General features: G+C 57.1%; 18 protein-coding genes and 1 riboswitch. Of the genes, 9 read left to right on the top strand and 9 right to left on the bottom strand.

Annotated elements, in window-relative coordinates:
* Window positions 1-12: 12 nt before the first annotated feature.
* The gene (locus GS630_RS02755; protein ID WP_171239074.1) at window positions 13-663 is read right to left on the bottom strand and encodes a histidine phosphatase family protein; all 651 of its coding nucleotides are present in this window, start codon (window positions 661-663) and stop codon (window positions 13-15) included.
* Window positions 664-797: 134 nt separating this feature from the next.
* Between GS630_RS02755 and GS630_RS02750 the strand changes: the two genes are divergently transcribed.
* From GS630_RS02750 to GS630_RS02730, 5 genes are all read left to right on the top strand, one after another.
* Window positions 798-1,988, top strand: a complete 1,191-nt coding sequence (locus GS630_RS02750) for a Zn-dependent hydrolase (RefSeq protein WP_171178125.1) — start codon at window positions 798-800, stop codon at window positions 1,986-1,988.
* 280 nt (window positions 1,989-2,268) lie between these two features.
* A complete protein-coding gene (gcvT, locus tag GS630_RS02745) occupies window positions 2,269-3,363 on the top strand; it encodes a glycine cleavage system aminomethyltransferase GcvT (RefSeq protein WP_171711851.1) in 1,095 nt (364 codons plus the stop codon).
* Window positions 3,364-3,381: 18 nt separating this feature from the next.
* Window positions 3,382-3,747 carry a glycine cleavage system protein GcvH gene (gene gcvH / locus GS630_RS02740; protein ID WP_171181988.1) on the top strand — a complete coding sequence of 122 codons (366 nt, stop codon included), beginning with the start codon at window positions 3,382-3,384 and terminating at the stop codon, window positions 3,745-3,747.
* Between the two features lie 149 nt (window positions 3,748-3,896).
* Window positions 3,897-6,752, top strand: a complete 2,856-nt coding sequence (gene gcvP, locus GS630_RS02735; protein ID WP_171621555.1) for an aminomethyl-transferring glycine dehydrogenase — start codon at window positions 3,897-3,899, stop codon at window positions 6,750-6,752.
* Between the two features lie 98 nt (window positions 6,753-6,850).
* A complete protein-coding gene (locus GS630_RS02730) occupies window positions 6,851-7,843 on the top strand; it encodes a helix-turn-helix domain-containing protein (RefSeq protein WP_171621106.1) in 993 nt (330 codons plus the stop codon).
* 540 nt (window positions 7,844-8,383) lie between these two features.
* Here the strand turns inward: GS630_RS02730 and GS630_RS02725 are convergent.
* The 3 genes from GS630_RS02725 to GS630_RS02715 form a co-directional block, all read right to left on the bottom strand.
* Window positions 8,384-8,554: a hypothetical protein gene (locus tag GS630_RS02725; protein ID WP_171177269.1), complete on the bottom strand. Its 171-nt coding sequence runs from the start codon at window positions 8,552-8,554 to the stop codon at window positions 8,384-8,386.
* Between the two features lie 424 nt (window positions 8,555-8,978).
* Entirely contained in the window at window positions 8,979-9,557 is a 579-nt protein-coding gene (locus GS630_RS02720) for a carboxymuconolactone decarboxylase family protein (protein ID WP_171177265.1), read from the bottom strand.
* Window positions 9,558-9,682: 125 nt separating this feature from the next.
* Complete coding sequence (locus tag GS630_RS02715; protein WP_171177263.1) at window positions 9,683-10,768, bottom strand: hypothetical protein; 1,086 nt, start codon at window positions 10,766-10,768, stop codon at window positions 9,683-9,685.
* Window positions 10,769-10,864: 96 nt separating this feature from the next.
* On the opposite strand from GS630_RS02715, the gene GS630_RS02710 reads away from it, so the two are divergent.
* Together GS630_RS02710 and GS630_RS22255 are read left to right on the top strand one after the other, a co-directional pair.
* Window positions 10,865-11,788 (top strand): LysR substrate-binding domain-containing protein, encoded by a 924-nt coding sequence (locus tag GS630_RS02710; protein ID WP_171177261.1) that lies wholly within the window; start codon window positions 10,865-10,867, stop codon window positions 11,786-11,788.
* Between the two features lie 477 nt (window positions 11,789-12,265).
* The gene (locus GS630_RS22255) at window positions 12,266-12,583 is read left to right on the top strand and encodes a hypothetical protein (RefSeq protein WP_174827342.1); all 318 of its coding nucleotides are present in this window, start codon (window positions 12,266-12,268) and stop codon (window positions 12,581-12,583) included.
* Here the strand turns inward: GS630_RS22255 and GS630_RS02700 are convergent.
* From GS630_RS02700 to GS630_RS02680, 5 genes are read right to left on the bottom strand one after another with little or no spacing between them, the layout of a single operon-like run.
* Window positions 12,520-13,176: an energy-coupling factor ABC transporter ATP-binding protein gene (locus tag GS630_RS02700; RefSeq protein ID WP_171177259.1), complete on the bottom strand. Its 657-nt coding sequence runs from the start codon at window positions 13,174-13,176 to the stop codon at window positions 12,520-12,522. The genes GS630_RS22255 and GS630_RS02700 overlap by 64 nt on opposite strands.
* Entirely contained in the window at window positions 13,173-13,955 is a 783-nt protein-coding gene (gene cbiQ, locus GS630_RS02695; RefSeq protein ID WP_171621105.1) for a cobalt ECF transporter T component CbiQ, read from the bottom strand. Before cbiQ ends, GS630_RS02700 begins: the two co-directional genes overlap by 4 nt.
* Window positions 13,955-14,536 (bottom strand): cobalt ABC transporter permease, encoded by a 582-nt coding sequence (locus GS630_RS02690; RefSeq protein ID WP_171621104.1) that lies wholly within the window; start codon window positions 14,534-14,536, stop codon window positions 13,955-13,957. The genes cbiQ and GS630_RS02690 overlap by 1 nt, the downstream gene beginning before the upstream one ends.
* A complete protein-coding gene (cbiM, locus tag GS630_RS02685) occupies window positions 14,533-15,144 on the bottom strand; it encodes a cobalt transporter CbiM (RefSeq protein ID WP_171235057.1) in 612 nt (203 codons plus the stop codon). Before cbiM ends, GS630_RS02690 begins: the two co-directional genes overlap by 4 nt.
* 5 nt (window positions 15,145-15,149) lie before the next feature.
* Entirely contained in the window at window positions 15,150-15,935 is a 786-nt protein-coding gene (locus tag GS630_RS02680) for a DUF4198 domain-containing protein (protein ID WP_171621103.1), read from the bottom strand.
* A 128-nt stretch (window positions 15,936-16,063) separates the two neighbouring features.
* Window positions 16,064-16,267, bottom strand: a riboswitch (cobalamin riboswitch).
* Between the two features lie 260 nt (window positions 16,268-16,527).
* On the opposite strand from GS630_RS02680, the gene GS630_RS02675 reads away from it, so the two are divergent.
* On the top strand, window positions 16,528-17,688 hold the full coding sequence (locus GS630_RS02675; protein ID WP_171621102.1) for a LacI family DNA-binding transcriptional regulator: 1,161 nt from the start codon (window positions 16,528-16,530) through the stop codon (window positions 17,686-17,688).
* Complete coding sequence (locus tag GS630_RS02670; RefSeq protein WP_171621101.1) at window positions 17,685-19,040, top strand: ABC transporter substrate-binding protein; 1,356 nt, start codon at window positions 17,685-17,687, stop codon at window positions 19,038-19,040. Before GS630_RS02675 ends, GS630_RS02670 begins: the two co-directional genes overlap by 4 nt.
* Window positions 19,041-19,097: the final 57 nt, after the last annotated feature.

Below are 19,097 nucleotides of genomic sequence, written 5' to 3'. Positions count from 1 at the left end.
TCTCCGATCTGGTTACAGGTGGGTCTGCGCGAACTGCCGGTCGGGTGCCTCAAGATGCGGAACGGCATTGAAAAGAACCGGGCTCAGTTGCGCCCCAATCGGATGCAGACGATGCATTGACGTGTTCATGATGGCAAGGGCCACACGTGCCATCGACGGGATGTCCAACCCCATCGCCTGCCGCACCACCATCGAGATCAACCCGCCCGAGGTGACAACAATGGCGGGTCCGCCTTCGGTTCCGATTTCACTCAGCGCATCACGAACACGCGTTTCGAACGCTTCGAAGGTTTCGGGTGCGTTCCTGATGTCGCCATTGGCCCAAGCGGCAAAGGTTTGGGGCAGATGTTCGACAAAACCCTCGCGGTCCGTGGGGATCGCAACCCCGTGCTGTTCTTCGAGCAGTTGTGCCAGGGTGAAATATTCAATCTCGTTCAATCGTGCATCACGGATCGGGTCAGACAGCCCCATGCTTTGGGCGGTTTCTGCATGGCGAGTCAGAGTGCCGCAATAAACGCGGGTATAGTGGCTGCGTGTGTCGCGCAGATGCGCGCCCAGCCAACGGGCTTGCTGATGCCCCAACTCGCTGAGCTTGTCATAGCTTACTTCGTCGCGCGCTGCGGTATTGGCCTGCCCGTGACGCACCAATGTGATATGTGACATGTCGGTCCCTCTTGCGCAGACGTCTTAGGGCAGGTTCTACCCCGGGACCAGAGGGGTTTCATGTGCGGTTGAAAAATTCCTGGCTGTGTTCCGGTTTGTGGCTATGGTCTGCCCAAGGAAAACTTGGAGGTGTCATGTCGGTCAATCACGAACGGTTCTTGGCGGATTTGCACAAGCTGCGTGAATTCGGGGCCTCGGGTGTAGGCAAGGGTGTGATCCGACCGGCCTATTCCCAAGCAGACATCCAAGCGCGCAAATGGCTTGCCGAACGCATGTCTGACGCGGGGCTGACACCGCATTTCGATCCGGTCGGAAACTTGTTTGGGTTGGCCGAAGGTCCGTCGCTGTTGATGGGATCGCATTCCGACAGTCAGCCCGAGGGCGGTTGGCTGGACGGAGCGCTTGGCGTCATTGCAGCACTGGAAATCGCGCGTTCAAGTGATCGGCCCATCTCGGTCGTCAGCTTTCAGGACGAAGAAGGTCGGTTCGGCGTGACCACAGGCTCAGCCGTATGGTCCGGTGGCCTGCCATTGGAACGGGCAGATGCTTTGACAGATGGTGCGGGCGTCAGTTTTGGTGCCGCGCGGTCCTCAATGTCCGAACTGTCTGGTGGCTTTATCGACCCGTCCAACTTCAAAGGTTATATCGAGATGCATATCGAACAAGGCCCGTCCCTGGACGCGACAGGAGATCAGGTCGGCGTCGTCACTGATATTGTCGGCATCCGCGACATGTCGATCACTTTTGAGGGTCAGCAGAACCACGCAGGCACCACACCGATGCACCTGCGCCGCGACGCGTTTCAGGCGTTGTCCCTTTTCAACACGCGTCTCAATGAACGTTTCCGAAATGTGGTGACGCCTCAGACCGTCTGGACCATCGGACGTGTTGACGTGTACCCCAATGCCTCATCCATAGTTCCGGGTCGGGTTCGGTTTTCGATGCAATGGCGGGATGGCGATGCGGAGCGCCTCGTCCGGATGGAAGAGATCATTCGCGCGACAGCACAAGAGGTAGCCGATGAACAGGCGATGGCGCTGGAGTATGGCCCGATGCTGGGGCTTGAACCTGTGGCCATGGACAAGGCATTGCAGGATGCGTTGGAAGGTGGCGCGCAACAGGTTGCTCCGGGGAAATGGCGCCGGATGCCCTCGGGCGCGTTGCATGACGCAACAAACGTGTCGCGCCTGATGCCGGTTGCCATGTTGTTTGTGCCGTCGATCAACGGAATCAGTCACGATTTCGCTGAAGACACCGCCGAAAGCGACCTGCTTGCTGGCCTGAGCGTGCTTGACGCCGCTGTTCAGTCACTTGCGGGGCAATAGCAAAAAGTGAGGGTAAAATACTGTTTTTTCTGTTTCTTGCGGTCAAGTAGACTGGAAAAATTCCGGCAGAAAACGTTTCGAGCCTCTGAGTTTCAAACAAGGCGTGTTGCTTAAGGGAAAAAAGTTTCCTATAGGAACATTTATGTGCATACATCCGTATGCAGAACGTTCCCAGGAACGGTGCGTCGGGCGTAGGCTGTCTGGAATCGTTGCAATCCTCACTGCTTGTTGCAGACTGTTGGGATGCGCACCGACCCATAGGTAGGAAAAGGTATCCGCAATGACTTCACCGAAACGCACTCCCTTGTATTCGTTGCATGTTGAGTTGGGAGGTAAGTTGGTTGATTTTGCTGGCTGGGAGATGCCTGTTCAGTATCCTTTGGGGATTATGGGGGAGCATAAGCAGTGTCGTGAGAAGGCGGCGTTGTTTGATGTGTCTCACATGGGTCAGGTGATTTTGCGCGGCGAGAATGTGGGTGAGAAGCTGGAAGCTTTGTGCCCTCAGGCTTATGCGACGCTGAAGGAAGGCAAGGCGCGGTACGGGTTCTTTACGAATGCGGATGGCGGGATCATGGATGACCTGATCGTGTCGAATGCGGGCGATCATTTCTTTGTGGTTGTGAACGCGGCGCTGCGGCATCAGGACATTCCGCATATGCGCGCGCACCTCGAAGGCGTCGAAGTGACCGAGATCTTCGAGCGGGCGCTGGTGGCGGTGCAGGGTCCCAAGGCCGAGGATGTGGTGGGGGAACTTTGCCCTGCTGCCCGCGATCTGAAGTTCATGGAAACCACAGTGGCCGATATCAACGGCGTTGAATGCCGCATCTCGCGCCTGGGCTATACCGGCGAGGATGGTTACGAGATTTCGATCCCCGAGGACAAGGCGATCGAGATCAGCAAGGCCTTCCTGGCGCATGAAGATTGCGAACCTGCGGGTCTGGGCGCGCGCGATAGCCTGCGGCTGGAGGCGGGTCTGTGCCTGTATGGCAACGACATCGACCAGAGCACCTCGCCGATCGAGGCCAGCCTGGGCTGGGCCATTCAAAAACGCCGCAAGGAAGAAGGCGGCTTTCCGGGCGCGGATCGCGTGCAAAAGGAACTGGCCGAGGGCGCGGCGCGCAAGCTGGTGGGCATCAAGCCCGACGGCCGGGCACCGGCGCGTCAGGGCGTTGAAGTGCAATGCCTTGAGGGCAACACGATTGGTCAGATTACCTCGGGCAGCTTTGGCCCCACGGTGGGTGGTCCGGTTGCGATGGGCTACGTGTCGAAGGGCCATGGTGAGCCCGGCGAGAAGGTGAACCTAATCATTCGGGGCAAGGCGCAACCGGCGCAGATCGTGGCGCTGCCCTTTGTCACACAGAATTACAAGCGTTGAAGTCAGGAGAGAGACAAGATGGCAACCTATTATTCCGAAGAGCATGAATGGCTGACCGTTGAGGGCGATACCGCCACGCTTGGCATCACCAAGCACGCGGCTGAACAGCTGGGTGAGGTGGTGTTTGTCGAGCAGCAGGAAGCGGGCGACGAGTTCGAGAAAGACGGCGAGATCGGCGTGATCGAATCCGTCAAGGCCGCGTCCGAGCTTTATGCTCCGGTGGATGGCGAGATCGTTGAAGTGAACGAAGCGCTGGCCGACAACCCCGGCGCGCTGAACGAAGACCCCGAAGGCGAAGCCTGGATCTACAAGATCAAGATTGCGGACGCATCGCAGCTTGAGGACCTGATGGACGAGGCCGGATACAAAGCCTTCATCGGCTAAACCAAACCGGGGGCCCGCGCCTGGGGTTCCACCGCTTTATCCGGAGCTTCTGCTTTTGGGGCTCCGCCCGCTCGGGCCGGACTGGCCCGCCTTCCACCGGAGATCTGCGCGGTCTCTGCCGGACCTGACTTATTCATAGGAGCGCTGCAATGGCCTTCAAACTGACCGACTACGAAGCCTATGACTTTGCCAACCGCCGCCACATTGGCCCGTCGCCCACCGAGATGCGCGACATGCTCAAGGTGATCGGCTTCAAGACATTGGACGAACTGATCGACGTCACCGTCCCGCCCGCGATCCGGCAGAAAGAGCCGCTGGACTGGGGTCCGGCGATGACGGAACGTGATGCTCTGTTCCACATGAAAGAGGTGGCGAGCAAGAACACCGTTCTGACCTCGCTGATCGGTCAGGGCTATTACGGCACCACCACACCTGCACCGATCCTGCGCAACATTCTGGAAAACCCGGCCTGGTACACGGCCTACACGCCCTATCAGCCCGAGATCAGCCAGGGTCGTCTTGAGGCGCTGCTGAACTTCCAGACCATGGTCAGCGACCTGACCGGGCTGGACGTGGCCAACGCGTCCTTGCTGGACGAAGCCACGGCGGCTGCCGAAGCCATGGCCATGGCCAAGCGCGGCGGGCGGTCCAAGGCGAACAATGCAGCCTTCTTTGTCGACAAGAACTGCCACCCGCAGACCATCGCGGTCATTAAGACGCGTGCCGAGCCTTTGGGCATCGACGTGCAGGTGGGTGATCCCGACAGCCTGGATGCGGGCGCGGTCTTTGGCGCGATCTTCCAATACCCCGGCACCCATGGCCATGTGCGCGACTTCACCGCCGAGATCGCGGCACTGCATGAACACAAAGCCATCGCCATTGTTGCCGCCGACATCCTGTCGCTGGCGCTGCTGAAGTCACCGGGCGAGATGGGCGCGGATATCGCCATCGGCTCGACCCAGCGCTTTGGCGTGCCGATGGGCTATGGCGGCCCGCACGCCGCTTACATGGCAACCACCGACAAGCTGAAGCGCTCGATGCCGGGCCGGATCATCGGTGTGTCCATCGACAGCCGTGGCAACAAGGCCTACCGCCTGTCGCTGCAAACCCGCGAACAGCACATTCGTCGCGAGAAAGCCAACTCGAACGTTTGCACCGCGCAGGCGCTGCTGGCGGTCATTGCCTCGATGTATGCGGTCTATCACGGCCCCGACGGCATCAAGGCCATCGCGCAATCGGTGCACCGCAAGACCTCGCGCCTGGCCGCTGGCCTGGAAGAGGCGGGTTTTGCCGTTGAGCCGGAAGTGTTCTTCGACACCATCACGGTCGAGGTCGGCCATCTGCAGAAGACCGTCATGGAAGCTGCCGTGGCCCGTGGCGTCAACCTGCGCAAGGTCGGCGATACGAAAGTGGGCATCAGTCTGGACGAACAGACCCGGCCTGAGACCATCGAGGCCGTCTGGGGTGCTTTCGGCATCGACCGCACCGATGACAGCTCGAACAAGCAGTACCGCCTGCCGGACTATGCGCTGCGCGAAAGTGCCTATCTGACCCACCCGATCTTCCACCAGAACCGGGCCGAGGCCGAGATCACCCGCTATATGCGCCGTCTGGCCGACCGCGATCTGGCGCTGGACCGGGCGATGATCCCGCTGGGCTCCTGCACCATGAAGCTGAACGCCACGATCGAGATGATCCCGGTCACCTGGCCCGAGTTTGGCAATCTGCACCCGTTCTGCCCCGAAGATCAGGCGCAGGGCTATCACGAGATGATCGCCGATCTGAACGACAAGCTGTGCCAGATCACCGGTTATGACGCGATCTCCCAGCAGCCCAACTCGGGCGCGCAGGGCGAGTACGCGGGCCTTCTGACCATCCGCAACTATCACTTCGCCCGCGGCGAAGGGCAGCGCAATGTCTGCCTGATCCCAACCTCGGCGCACGGGACCAACCCGGCCTCGGCCCAGATGGTGGGCTGGCAGGTTGTGCCTGTGCTGGCGGATGAGAATGGCAACATTGATCTGAACGACTTCCGCGCCAAAGCTGAGAAGCACAGCGATCATCTGGCCGCCTGCATGATCACCTATCCCTCGACCCATGGCGTGTTCGAGACCACCGTGCAGGAGGTCTGCCAGATCACCCATGATCACGGCGGTCAGGTCTATATCGACGGGGCCAACATGAACGCTATGGTCGGCCTGTCGCGCCCCGGAGACATCGGCGGCGATGTCAGCCATCTGAACCTGCACAAGACCTTCTGCATCCCGCATGGTGGTGGCGGCCCCGGCATGGGTCCGATTGGCGTCAAGGCGCATCTGGAAGAGCACCTGCCCGGTCACCCGGAATACGGCACCGCCGTGGGTCCGGTCTCGGCAGCGCCCTTCGGCTCGCCCTCGATCCTGCCGGTCAGCTGGGCTTATGTGCTGCTGATGGGCGGCGCGGGTCTGACGCAGGCCACGAAAGTGGCGATCCTGAACGCCAACTACATCGCGGCGCGGCTCAAGGATGCCTATCCGATCCTCTACACCTCGGAAACGGGCCGGGTGGCGCATGAATGCATCCTCGACACCCGCCCGCTGGATGCCGAGGCGCATGTCACCGTCGACGACGTGGCCAAGCGCCTGGTCGATTCAGGCTTCCACGCGCCGACCATGAGCTGGCCGGTGGCCGGAACCCTGATGGTGGAGCCGACCGAGTCTGAGCCCATGGCCGAGCTGGACCGCTTCTGCGACGCCATGCTGTCCATCCGCTCGGAAGCGCAGGACATCATCGACGGCAAGATCGACGCGGAAAACAACCCGCTGAAAAACGCCCCCCACACCGTGCGCGATCTGGTCGGCGAATGGGACCGCCCCTACACCCGTGAACAGGCCTGCTTCCCTCCGGGCTCCATGGGTGTCGACAAATACTGGTCCCCCGTCAACCGCGTCGACAACGCATATGGCGACAGAAACCTCGTCTGCACATGCCCCCCAATGGACGCATACGCAGACGCCGCAGAATAATCCCATAACAAAACCCCGCCAAAACATAGGCGGGGTTTTCGCCAATCGGAAACTTCCGAAACAATTTGGCACTGACCAAACCAAGGTTGGTACATCCAATGAAACACTATGTTGTCACGAAGGATCACGAGAATGCTGCCAAAGGCTCTGCCCCGGTGTCAGATCGGTTACAATTCATAGATGTCGTTTTGTACCGAAACTCTGACAAAGCCTCTGCTGAACTGATTATGGAGTTTTACCGGGCGCTGAACACTTTGGTGGAAAAACACACCTATGTTGTGAATTTACGTGTCCTTGCTAAAGAGCCAGTAGGAGGTCCGCTGTATTGGGCCGGACGTACCGCGATTTTTTGGGGGGATTTTGAACGCGTCTGGTGCCCCACTGCAGCTGAAAGGTCCTGGGTGAATCAGGTGCTGAACTTGTCCCCTAGGTCTGTTCTTGTAGGGGGGGCGGTGATGCTGCTGGCGCAACTCGGAAGTGCTGACCGAAGCACAGCAGCCGTGCATTCGGGTTTCGAAGCCGCAGCGCTGGAACTCGGGATTGGAAACAGCGGAACTTCGATCCATTTTCCCCCAGATGGGCGCACGCACAGCGCAAACACTCGGATCAGCGCCCTACGTCTGCTGGCCGAGTTTGTGTCAATGGATCATGGTGAGCATTTGGCAGACACGTTGCGGCGGTATGTCGGGCTGGCCGAACCCAAGGGTGCAACTGAAAGCCAGGTCGCAAATCGCCTCATTCGAAAGTCCAATGGAGACAGGCTTGTGAGCCTTGCCGTGGATACAATGCTGGATAACATCGAAGACCCGCTCAGGATTTCTGAGCTTTCTGAACTGGTCGGGACGTCCATCCGGCAGCTTCAGCGAAGGTTCTTGTGTAAAACGGGCATGACTCTTTTGGACACATATAAGGAACTCCGCCTTGAGAGGTCCAACAGTCTTTTGAAGTATACTGACATGCCACTTGTTGAGGTCGCATCTGCAACTGGTTTTTCGTCCCGAACGGCAATGTCGCGGGCCTTTATTAAACGTTACAAATTACGCCCAGAACAGGTTCGGAACGGACGGTTTCTTGGACACATGTCTGCTTGAATTAGCAGTTGCGGGTTTCCAGCGATCTAGCGGTACGGGCGATAGGTGCTGTGGCCGGATCAAGGGTAGCTGTCCCGATGACTTGGCCGTTTTCAACAAGCTGTATTATTACTGCCCTGTCGCGGCGTTTCCTGTTGGACATTTACGTCAAGAATTTGGACAGCAGTTTTGACCAATGGCACACCTTTTCCGAGGTTTTCTGCTGCCGCCTCTTTCGTTGATTTTAGCCATAGTTGTCGCGCTGCTGTGGTACGCCCACCGATGAGCCATAGGTTGTCCAACACCCTCGCCGCGCTTTCAAGATAGCCCTGATTTTTTCTTTTGGCTCATCCGGTCCCACGTTCGTTAGGCTTGGCTGAGGCGAGGATTGCCGCGCAGTTTTTCTACGTTGCGCAACGAAAAATCCCAATACAGCGGATTGAACGGGCTAGCTTTCGGGTCGGTTTTTTGCTTTACATCATATCGGCACGTGTCGCTATTATCCGACATTTTGTTGATGTAATTGCTGCTGGCCGCATAGGGTTTCGATCCCAGCAATCCTCAGTCGGCAAACTGACTCAAGCTAATGACATTGGAGGCTTCGACCGCGTTCAGCGGGGCATGACCGTCATAATAGGCGCGTTTAACCCGTCGGCAGATTTCCAGTGGATACAGCAGCCCGGCGTTCAGATACTGAGCTAGGACCGAATAATAATGAAACGGTTCACCCATCTAAATCGCGTCCTGACAGTCACCGAAATGCGGTAAGGCCGTCTGCACAAAGTGCTCCAGCGCGTTGTCCCGTGTTGCGGCAAACAAGAACGGTATCACGCGCGGCGATGCCCCGACGCAGCGCGGCGATCTTGGGGGGTCAGCTGATCGCCAAGGACGACAATTATCCTGAGGTGCGTTTCTTCCATTGGCTTGGAGCGAGGACATCAGAGCAAGTTGGCCAGATCAAACCGAGCGTATGCGCTTTGGTCTGGCTGGCTAATCCCGCCATTGGCAAAACGCGTGAAAACTGAAGTCTTCTTCTCTGAGCGTTTGCCAGTTTCCGTGGCGTAAAAGGTTGAACCAAGAGCGCCTCACTCAAGGTCTTCGGCGAAATCAGGATGGTTGTCGATTGACAATGAAACCAGCACGCGTCGCGCTCAGGTCATTCGCCGGCATAGTACCCTACGACATCGCCATCCGTTGTGACGCCCAATCCGTTGAGCAATCGATTGGCATAATTGAAATAGCCGACGATCTGGTTGATTTCGAGAATCTCGCCGTCGTCCCAACCTGCGTGTCTCAGTGCGGTGACGTCGGATTCAACCATAGTGCCAGGCGACACAGTGAGCTTTTCGGCGTAGATCAAGGCCTCTAGATGTTCGCCGTCGAACGCATCCTGCGGTCGTTGCGCCTTGAGCGCGGCCTCGATCTTGTCCGCCCGCGCGTCATCCCCGATCAGATGCCGCGCGTTGGCCCAGTGATTTGCGTAGGAATACGGGCATGTGTTCAACGTCGAAACATAAGAACTGACCACTTCCTGAAACCACATTGGGATCGTGTTGCTGTCATCGTGCAAGCAGGCGCGATACAAAACCACATGCCCTTTCATGGTATTGGGGCGCAGGGAATGCACGCGCATAACGTTGTCCACCGTTCCATGCGGAGTTCGCGCAAGGTCCAGAACGGCCTTAAGCGGCGCTTCGGCCTCTTCATCAGATATCATCCTGATCCAGGCAGACAAATTTGGTTCCTTCCTTGTATTCATAGCCCAGGTTTTGAGCGATCGTTGGTGTCACGCCACGTTTGTTTGGCGAATTCCGTATCTTGGTGAACCAATGTAGAGCGCGCGCATTAGTGTCAGTATGATTAACCTGTTTTGCGCAACCCGATATCTGTGTCGGGATGGGCAAATAGCCCTGCGGCGCAAGGATACCGGCTTAGTATCTCTGAACCGCGCGGCAGACGATCGGCGTAAAAACGCCCGCTCTGCCAATAGGTTGTGCCGTCGATGACAATGGTCGGGTCGATCACGTTCCAGCTGATTTCACCGGGAGCGTAAGCACCACATGTGTGGAAATGCAAGATGCGCGGATTGCCGAATGCCGCCCCGCCCCACCGTTCATAGTTCTCACGCATGTCCCAGGGGTAGCCGCATCCGGGATGAATGCCAGCATGCCAGGAATGCACAAAGTTCCGGTCAATTTCGAACTGTTCGGCCACCCGATCATAATGAGTCTCTGCCCGCGCTACATCTGAAGGATGCCCCTCGAACCCGGTCAGGCGGCCTTGATCTAGGCGCGCAAGAACGGGATGAGTGAATTCGGTAGTGTAACCTTCATAGTATTTTGATCCGGTCCCTGTCAGGAAGGTCAGGGCCACTTGGCCAGAGAAGCTGTGTGCAGGGACAGGCGTGAAAACCGACATCGGGAAGCGCAGGATGGAGGTATCACCCGAAGGGTCCAGGTTCATTTCAGGCCGCCCCCGCACATCCGTGCCAAGGGGGCACGTGAAACGCACTTCCTGCGCGGTATTTAGTACAGAGTTGATCTCGGCCTTGAGTTCCATGAAGGCGTCGTGGTGCCCGTTCGAAAACCCCGACCCGAATTGTTCGCGGCTTAGGGCAAAGCTGACGATGATCTTTTTGCCCTTGGGCATTTGCGAAAACCGTAGCTGATCTCCGAGGCGGGCCAGAAACAGGATAACATCGGCGGTTTCGAACCTTTTAAGCAAGTCCACAGGCAGATGCGGAGTGTCAGGGTTGAACCCCACATCAACCGTTTCGACGGACAGGCCCATGGACTTGGCAACACGCGAGACGATTTCGACACTGTCCGCGTCGAAATACCCGTACTCTGGCGGTTCGTAGACGATCAGCAGCCGGTCTCCGGCCGTTGCATGGGCACAGTTTGCCAACAGGTTTTGCGCGCCACGTTCCGGCGTGATGTCCGACATTCGCGTCTCCCATAGGATCGAATTGGTCAAGGTTACGCCAGGGGCTTGCAGCCAATCTATTTGAAAGTATTAATGAGTGACATTAGAGTTACTAATATGATCTTGAACTTGCCCTATTCCGCACTAAGAGCGTTCGAGGCCGTCGTCCGACATTCGGGGTTTTCACCCGCCGCTACCGAATTGGGCGTCAGCCAGAGCGCTGTCAGTCAGCATGTGCGCAGCCTTGAGGAATGGTTGGGGCGCGAGCTTTTGGTGCGGGGCGCACGTCAGTCGCGCCCAACCCGTGAAGGAGAGTTGTTGGCCCTTGCGATCTCGGAAGGACTGGGGCGCATCTCGGATGTATGCGCACAACTCAGGGATAAAACACGCTCGGATCGGACAATCGTTATCTCATGTCTGCCGGGTTTTGCGTTCAACTGGTTGTTTCCACGACTTTTACGCTTTGACATGGCCCACCCGAACCTGTCGATATCGATAGCAACCGATACCGGACAATTCCCGTTTTCCGGTGCGGATGCGGATATCGGAATTCGCTATGGCTTGGGCGATTTTCCGGGCTGTCAGGTCGATTTACTTATGACAGAGCAGCTGTTTCCGGTTTGCGCGCCGTCGTTGTTGCCGGACCTTCGCAAGGTCGATGACCTCGCACGTCACACGATGTTGGTGGACGAGAATCTACATCACAGAGCGGCGAGCCCCACATGGGAATTCTGGGCGCGGCGCTGTGGCCTGACCTTGCCAGCCGCGCTGCGGACACGGCGACTGGGGCAGTCAAACATGGTTGTTCAGGCGGCGATTGAAGGATTAGGTGTGGCACTGGGGCGCGAGCCTTTGGTCATTGACATGATGGCAGACGGGCGTTTGGTCCGACCCTTTGCGGAAATGACCCAATCGCCGTTGTCTTATTGGCTGGTCCGACCGCACGAAACCAAGGGTAGCGAAAAGGTTGCCGAATTCTTGAGCTGGATTCATTCCGAGGTTGCTGCGCAACCTGACATCCCTCCGCCGGCTTCAGTTTGAAATTAGTCAGGCTTATACAACCCATTACTACTCTGACATGGCATGGCGGCGTTTAGGCGCCCATACTTTAGCAAGCCAAATGATGGATTGGCGGGCAATCGATGTTTCTGAGAAATTGCTGGTAAGTTGTGGCCTTGAGAAAAAATATCGGGCGCGTGCTGAAGGCCGAAACGTTTCTGGCTAAGAACATCGTTTTCTTCCGGCAGGAAGATGGCACCCCGGTGTCGTTTCCGAGCGATTGCGACCGGCTTCAGCATTACGAGATGTGCCTGCCTGCTATCGCGCTGAACAGATCCGTTTACGCGCCTGTTGGAACCGGTGGCTATGGCAACCCCCATTCGACAAGATCTAAGTCAATATCTCGTACAATTTCATGACGCCGTTTGACGAGGACCGAACCCGGTACTTTTGGTTTCAGCACCGAAACACAGACCCCGATAACGCAGAGGTTTTAAAGTTCATGAATGACGCATGCGGATGGCGTTTCTCGAAGACAAAGGGGTGTTGGAGCAGGTGCATCTGGGTATTAAGCACGCCAAGACACCCTATATTGATCTTGGTCTGGATAAGGGCGCAAAACTGTTCCGCAAAGCACTGGACAGCGCTATCGAAGCTGAAACGACATCCATGGGCACCACTGCGCGGGCTTACCGGCCTTTTCCGTATACCGTTTCGCCTGATGAGGGGCAGGGGGCCGATGTGTTGACCAATCGTCGGCAAAGCGCAGCAGTTCAAAATCCCGCGGCGACAAGTCTACCGTTTCTCAATTCAAGCGTGTCCGGGGCCAATGCCTGACGGAAGGATGGCGCATGGCTGACCAGTAAGATGGCCTGTGGCAAACCCTGTAGTATCTCCAGCAGGCGGGCTTCGTTCTGGATATCGAGCGCATTTGTTGGTTCGTCCAATAACAGTGCCCGGGGTTCCATCGCCAATACGGTGGCAAGGGTCACAAGACGCTTTTCGCCCCCCGACAATTTATGTGTTATGCGATCACGCAAGTGCATCAAGTCTAGATCAGAGAGAACTCTGTCGACGATGGCGAGAGCATCGTCCTTGTTGCGCCCTAGATTGAGAGGCCCAAACGCGATGTCTTCTGCCACAGTGGGGCAAAACAGCTGATCGTCAGGGTCTTGAAACACCAGTCCGATCTCGCGGCGAACCTCGTGAAAATCGGCCTCGGTGCGCCGATCTTTTCCAAGGGCGATCACACTACCCGAGGTTGGCTTTTGCAAACCAAGCGCAATTCCAAACAGGGTGGATTTCCCTGCTCCGTTAGGTCCTGCAATCGACAGGCGTTGCCCTGGTTCAAGCGTAAGCGAGGCGCCGTCCAGTACGGGTGCTTGACCGGGATAGGCGAAATGAATGTCTTCCAGCTTGAGGATCGTCATGCGAAATCCAGACAAAGAAGCCCAATGCACACTATGCATAGAGTCGCCGCAAACACGTAGTCGCGCAGGGTCAGGTTAAATTCCTGCAGCAAGAGAAGCCGTCCAGAGAACCCTCGGCATTTCATCGCTGCTAAGATTCGCTCGGACCGTTCGATGGCGCGGACCAACATCATGCCAACCAGATAGCCAAAGCTGCGATACGTGTGCCAATTAGTGCCCGGTCGAAACCCACGGACCTTCATCGCCGCGCGCAGGCGCATATATTCCTCGCGTAAAACTTCGATGTAGCGAATGGTAAACATCAGAAGGTGGACGAGTGCTTCGGGACAGCGCAGTTTATGCAACGCGTGGCCAAGCGTAACCGGTTCCATCGTTCCAACCAGAACCATCAGGGACAATATGACGGCGTTAGCTGTCAGCGCAATCTCAGTGGCTTTCCAAAGGCCTTGCCAACTGGCCGGAAACCCAAACAAGTTGAACATCGCATCCCCGGGCGTGGTAAATGGCAAAAGTACCAACATGAAGATGATAAAGCTGTCCATCATCGCCATACGTTTGAGCGTTCGGCGAATGGGCAGGCGAGACATCAGCAGCACTCCGATAGAAACAGCCAATGCCGCAATCAGCCCTGGAATGGTGCTGAGCGAGACCGTGACAATGGAAAAAACACTCGCCACCACGATCCGCATCCGAGGATCCAAGCCTTGGATCACCCCAAAGGATGCACCCGGGCCAGTCTCGGCCAATGTCTTGGCCTGGGGTTCCAGGGCGTGGGCCATCAGGAGGTCATCTTCTTGCGTGCGGCGATGTAAAAGCCGATTCCGAACAAACCAATGATGTAACCGATGCCACCCAGGATCGTTTGCAGATCATTGTGTTCACGATAGGAGGCAATCTCGCGTCGCAGCGGGCGGGTTTCGTCTCGGACCGCCTGAGCAATTGCGGCGCGTTCTTCGTCCGTCAATGATGCGACAGTCACCTGCGTCCCACCTTCCTTAGGGGCAATCATTGCGGCAGTTTCGACCACGTCAGCTTCAACACCCATTATCGCCGCGACATCGGCAGCAGGCATGGTGACTTCTGCCACATGCCCCGCGCCCAAGTCTGCTTTGAACGTGTGTTCTACCGGGTTGGTGGGGGTGTAAAGGAAGAAACCATCCGTATCGGTCAGTGTTCGTCCCAACTCAGCACCATCGGGCCCGTACACGATGACTTCTTGGTTTTGCGCCATATCGCCGTTTGAAAAGCCCAATTCGCCTTCGATTGCATCGCCTGCAGGAAAGACCCCTGCGATAACTTTGTGGGCCAGCGCAGGAAGCGGCATCAGTGACAACGCAATAACGACGAGCAGATGCCTCATGCCGATGCGCCTTTGTAAAAGAGTTCTGGTTTAACCTGACGAGCCAGTAAAATGGCGAACCCGGTCAGAACCGCTTCGACGGCCATGACAGGGACGTGAGCAAATAACACAAGCTTCGCAGCCGGCAGGAATTCGTCGCCCGACAGCGCCAGCGATACTGCGACAAAAGCCGTCGTAGCTGCGATTGAGAAAGCGCCGCCTATGCCGCCCCAAACTGCTCCTTGAACAGGCGTGCCCTTGGCGATCAGACGACCGAAGATTATCCATGTAAGCACCGCCGGAAGGGCGATGTTGACTGTGTTGATCCCAAGCACTGTCAGTCCTCCAAAGCCGAAGAACACAGCCTGAAGCAGCAAGCCAACAAAAAGCGCCGGAAAGGCCGCCCAGCCGAGCAAAAGCCCGGCCAGACCGTTCAGGATCAAATGCACAGAGGACGGGCCGATCGGAACATGGATCAGTGAGGCGACAAAAAAGCTGGCTGACAACACCCCGGCAGTGGGAATGCGATCCAGGTCCAGCGATTTCAGCCCCATGGCGATCCCGCCTGCTGCCGCGATTGCGCCGCCAATCACAACAGGGTTCGAAAGGGCTCCGTCCACAATATGCATATGGGTTACTCCAGATCCCAGGCGCGGATCCAGATCACAGCGTCCTGACTTAGTTCTTTGCCTTCATGTTCAGTCTTCGGGCCCGAACCCAACGCTGCGAAACCCCAGTAGCCTGCTTTTGGCACGCCAAAGGTGAAATAGCCGTTTTCGTCCGAAATTGCGACCAGTGCGCCGCCTGGCAGTGGGGAAGCAGTTGCGCTTTTTGCGCCGTTTCCGGCCAAGTCGGGTTCCGCGGCCATGTGTTCGATTTCAATCTCTACGCCAGCCACTGGGTTGCCCTCGCTCAATACACGTCCCGTGAAGGTCGAGCCAGCGATGATGTTATAGGGCTTGTTCAGCGGCAGTATTTCGGTAGCCAAACCTTGCGGCTGGTCCCAGTCGGTGGGCAGCTCGTTTCGGTTCAGATATGCCTTGGTGACCTGCTGGATATAGATATCCTCAGATTCCTCGTAATAAGGCGCAGGTACCGTTACCACGACGTAATCGCCAGAACGTTTCACTGGAACCGAGCCCAAAAAGGCCTTGGCTGTGTTCTCGGGGCCTTCGAACGTGGTTTCTTCCAACGTACCCAACAAATCGGTCTTTTCGCCGTTGTGGATCACATAAAATTCTTCTGGCTTTTCCAGGGTCATCACGTGCCCGGCTTCAAACGGATGCCAGAAGACCAACTTGACCGGAACGTCACCAGGACGATCAATCATGGTATCTTCGGTGTATTCCAGCAGGAAATGAGCCTGAGCCATCGCAGGCAATGCAATGGCAGCTGTTGCCGCCAACAAAAAGTGTTTCACAAACAAGTCCTTCTCACGTCGTGCCTTCCCCGGCACGCATTGGTTTTTGACATTGGGGAATGCGAAACCATTTGCTCAAATAGGCAAACAGTTTCGGCGCACACCCCGTCGCCGACGATCAACGCCCATTCCGAGGGCGCATGTTCGGCAGGTCTCCTGACTTGCGGGTCAAAACGCTTGGCTGGCCTTCCCGGGCATATCCCAGTGGCACGATCAGCCGCGCTCGCCGCTTACAGTTGCGGGGGCAGTTGCAGAATTGGCGAAGAAAAAGCCGCACTGCATTCCCTATTGCCTCCGGGTGAGTCCCCGGAACCGAACATGGCGCGTTGATGGCAGAAAAACTTGTACACGGTCAACTCTCGTTTGCGGCATCGCTTAGGGCAATACCGAATTTCAATAAGGTGTTTCTGCCGTGTAGTTGCGGCTCGGTGCATAGAGGTGATCAGTGTCACTGTCTGACAATCAGTGCGGTGACCTCAGATTTGATGCCGAAGCATAAGTATCCCGGCTTGTGAAACCAGAAATTTACAATACGCACAAAAATTGGACTTTTCCATTGCCGAAACCGGTTTCGGAAACGCAAAATGATGGAATGACAGCGAATCTCAACACGCGACAGCGACAAATCCGATCCCGGCGCGCCTCGGCGACTGGACGGGTGAAGCTTGATGAACTGGCCGATCAACTCGGCCTTTCGAAAAGCACGGTGTCGCGGGCATTGAATGGGTATTCCGACATCTCAGAATCAACGCGAAAGCGGGTTGAGGTGACGGCGCGCAAGATGGGGTATCGCCCGCTCAGCCACGCTCAGGCCATCCGAACGGGGCGCGTGCGTGCCATTGCAATGGTCATCAACAGTGAAGAACCGGATCGGCACAATCCGTTTTTCCAAGACTTTCTGGCAGGGGCTTGTGAAGCTGCCAGTGCGTCTGACTGGACGATGACAATTTCGACCGCGAAGTCGAAACAGGACATGCTGAACATGCTGGGCCGTTTGGTTGAAGAACGTAAGGCCGACGGATTTATACTGCCGCGAACCGAAGTCGATGATGCGCGCGTTGGATACCTGAAGGACTTGCAGGTGCCGTTCATCCTTTATGGGCGGACTGGCTATGGTCAGGTCGGGTTTCAGGACGATACGTCGTGGTTTGATATTTCCGGCGAAACAGCCATGAGCGACGCGGTCGAACGTCTGGTCCGATTTGGTCACAGCCGTATCGGGTTTGTCGGCAGTGATCCAAAGTTCAACTACAGCCACCTGCGTCGGGATGGCTATGTCGACGGGCTTAGGGACGCAGGATTGCCAGTTGATCCCGAATTGATACGCGAAGGGGCCCGCACCCGCGAAGAAGGGGCCGCTGAAGCGCGCGCTTTATTGCGTCTTCCTGTCCCGCCGACCGCGATTGTATTTGCGACAGACCAAGCGGCACTGGGAAGCTACTCTGTCTGCGCAGAATTTGGCCTTGAGATCGGGCGCGATGTCTCGGTTCTTGGATATGACGGGGTCCCGGAATGCCAATACGCCAGCCCCGGGCTAACGACGTTCAGCGTCGACTCTAAACGGGCAGGTGAACGCCTTGCTACGATGCTGATACGTCAGACCCGAGGAGAAGAGCCCGCAACTTTGCGCGAGCTCAGTCAGGCGGTGCTGATTGAACGCGACTCTGACGGACCGCCGCTGCTGACGTCGAACGAGTTGGCGAAAAAAATCAAACGATCCATGGAAGACAATCGGGGAGGAAACCGACCATGAAACTTACACCAAAAGCAGCCAAGCTGATGCTCGGCTCTTCGTTGGCAATGGCGCTGACGGCAATGTCGGTACAGGCGGACACGATCCGTTTCTGGACGACCGAAGAGCAGCCCGAGCGTCTGGCGAAACAACAGGAAATGGCCGACCAGTTCAAGGCTGAGACCGGAACAACCGTTGAGGTGATCCCTGTCACAGAAACAGATTTGGGCACCCGCGCAACCGCAGCCTTTGCCGCAGGTGACTTGCCAGATGTGGTCTACCACCCGTTGCAGTACGCCCTGCCGTGGGCCGAAGCTGGCATTCTGGACACCGAAGCTGCGACCGAAGTGATCGAAGAACTGGGCGCTGATACTTTCGCTCCGGGTGCTTTGGGCATGGCGGCGTTCAATGGTGAAACCGCCTCGGTTCCGGTGGACGGCTGGACGCAAATGGTTGTGTACCGGAAGGACCTTTTTGAAGAGGCCGGTCTGGAAGCGCCTGACAGTTTTGCAGATATTCAGGCCGCACTTGAGGCGCTGCACAACCCGCCAGAAATGTATGGCTTTGTCTCGGCCACAAAAGTTGACGAGAACTTCATGAGCCAGGTGCTGGAGCATGTATTCCTGGCAAACGGCGTCAGCCCGGTTGGCCCCGATGGCTTCCAGCCGCTTGATGAGGCCAAGACCACCGAGGTTTTGGATTTCTACAAGGCCATTTCCAAAGCCTCGCCTCCGGGTGAACTTTTCTGGAAGCAATCGCGTGAGCTGTATTTCGACGGTAAAGCCGCGATGATCATCTGGTCGCCTTTCATTCTTGATGAACTGGCCGGTCTGCGGGACAGCGCCCCTCCGACCATCAACGACGACCCGACATCGCGCGATCTGGCCAGCAAGACCGGTATCGTGACCAAATTGTCGGGCCCGTCGAACCCCGATGGCGCGGCCTGGGGCGACGTGCGGTATTTCGGTATCACCAATGATGCGGACACCGACGCGGCCATGGAATTCGTAAGGTTTGCCATGGATGACGGCTATACCCAGACGCTGGCCATTGCGCCTGAGGGTAAGTTCCCCGTGCGTCGTGGTAATGCAGACAATCCGACTGCATTCTCTGAAGCCTGGGCGGAACTGCCTGTCGGTGTCGACCGTAAGGCCCCTCTGGGCGAGTTGTATGAACAGGCGATGATCGATGAGATCGTCGGTGGTCTGGACGTGGCGCAGCGTTGGGGCGTAGCCGAGGGTCAATTGGCGCTGGCGTCGAAAATGATCAACTCTCAGGCCATCAATCGTGTTGTACGTCAGTACATTGATGACGAGATCGACGCAGCCGCAGCGGTTGCAGCCATGAACGAAGAACTGGCGAAGGTTCAGTAATCAAGTGGCATCTGCAGCGGCGTGCGCGCCGCTGCACTTAACCCTTCGAGGTACCCC

The organism is Ruegeria sp. HKCCD7303 (assembly GCF_013111185.1).
Classification (GTDB): domain Bacteria; phylum Pseudomonadota; class Alphaproteobacteria; order Rhodobacterales; family Rhodobacteraceae; genus Ruegeria.
The sequence above is the reverse complement of the archived record's forward strand: the minus strand, read 5'-3'. Positions and strand labels throughout refer to the sequence as shown.

What these genes read in the sequence shown, in the direction of transcription:
- GS630_RS22255 (WP_174827342.1), top strand. Translation starts at nt 12,266, where the DNA reads ATGGCGTTTCTCGAAGACAAAGGGGTGTTGGAGCAGGTGCATCTGGGT.
- gcvT (WP_171711851.1), top strand. Translation starts at nt 2,269, where the DNA reads ATGACTTCACCGAAACGCACTCCCTTGTATTCGTTGCATGTTGAGTTG.
- gcvP (WP_171621555.1), top strand. Translation starts at nt 3,897, where the DNA reads ATGGCCTTCAAACTGACCGACTACGAAGCCTATGACTTTGCCAACCGC.
- cbiQ (WP_171621105.1), bottom strand. Translation starts at nt 13,955, where the DNA reads ATGGCCCACGCCCTGGAACCCCAGGCCAAGACATTGGCCGAGACTGGC.
- GS630_RS02675 (WP_171621102.1), top strand. Translation starts at nt 16,528, where the DNA reads ATGACAGCGAATCTCAACACGCGACAGCGACAAATCCGATCCCGGCGC.
- gcvH (WP_171181988.1), top strand. Translation starts at nt 3,382, where the DNA reads ATGGCAACCTATTATTCCGAAGAGCATGAATGGCTGACCGTTGAGGGC.
- GS630_RS02755 (WP_171239074.1), bottom strand. Translation starts at nt 663, where the DNA reads ATGTCACATATCACATTGGTGCGTCACGGGCAGGCCAATACCGCAGCG.
- GS630_RS02730 (WP_171621106.1), top strand. Translation starts at nt 6,851, where the DNA reads ATGAAACACTATGTTGTCACGAAGGATCACGAGAATGCTGCCAAAGGC.
- GS630_RS02750 (WP_171178125.1), top strand. Translation starts at nt 798, where the DNA reads ATGTCGGTCAATCACGAACGGTTCTTGGCGGATTTGCACAAGCTGCGT.
- GS630_RS02700 (WP_171177259.1), bottom strand. Translation starts at nt 13,176, where the DNA reads ATGACGATCCTCAAGCTGGAAGACATTCATTTCGCCTATCCCGGTCAA.
- GS630_RS02715 (WP_171177263.1), bottom strand. Translation starts at nt 10,768, where the DNA reads ATGTCGGACATCACGCCGGAACGTGGCGCGCAAAACCTGTTGGCAAAC.
- GS630_RS02690 (WP_171621104.1), bottom strand. Translation starts at nt 14,536, where the DNA reads ATGAGGCATCTGCTCGTCGTTATTGCGTTGTCACTGATGCCGCTTCCT.
- GS630_RS02725 (WP_171177269.1), bottom strand. Translation starts at nt 8,554, where the DNA reads ATGGGTGAACCGTTTCATTATTATTCGGTCCTAGCTCAGTATCTGAAC.
- GS630_RS02670 (WP_171621101.1), top strand. Translation starts at nt 17,685, where the DNA reads ATGAAACTTACACCAAAAGCAGCCAAGCTGATGCTCGGCTCTTCGTTG.
- GS630_RS02710 (WP_171177261.1), top strand. Translation starts at nt 10,865, where the DNA reads ATGATCTTGAACTTGCCCTATTCCGCACTAAGAGCGTTCGAGGCCGTC.
- cbiM (WP_171235057.1), bottom strand. Translation starts at nt 15,144, where the DNA reads ATGCATATTGTGGACGGAGCCCTTTCGAACCCTGTTGTGATTGGCGGC.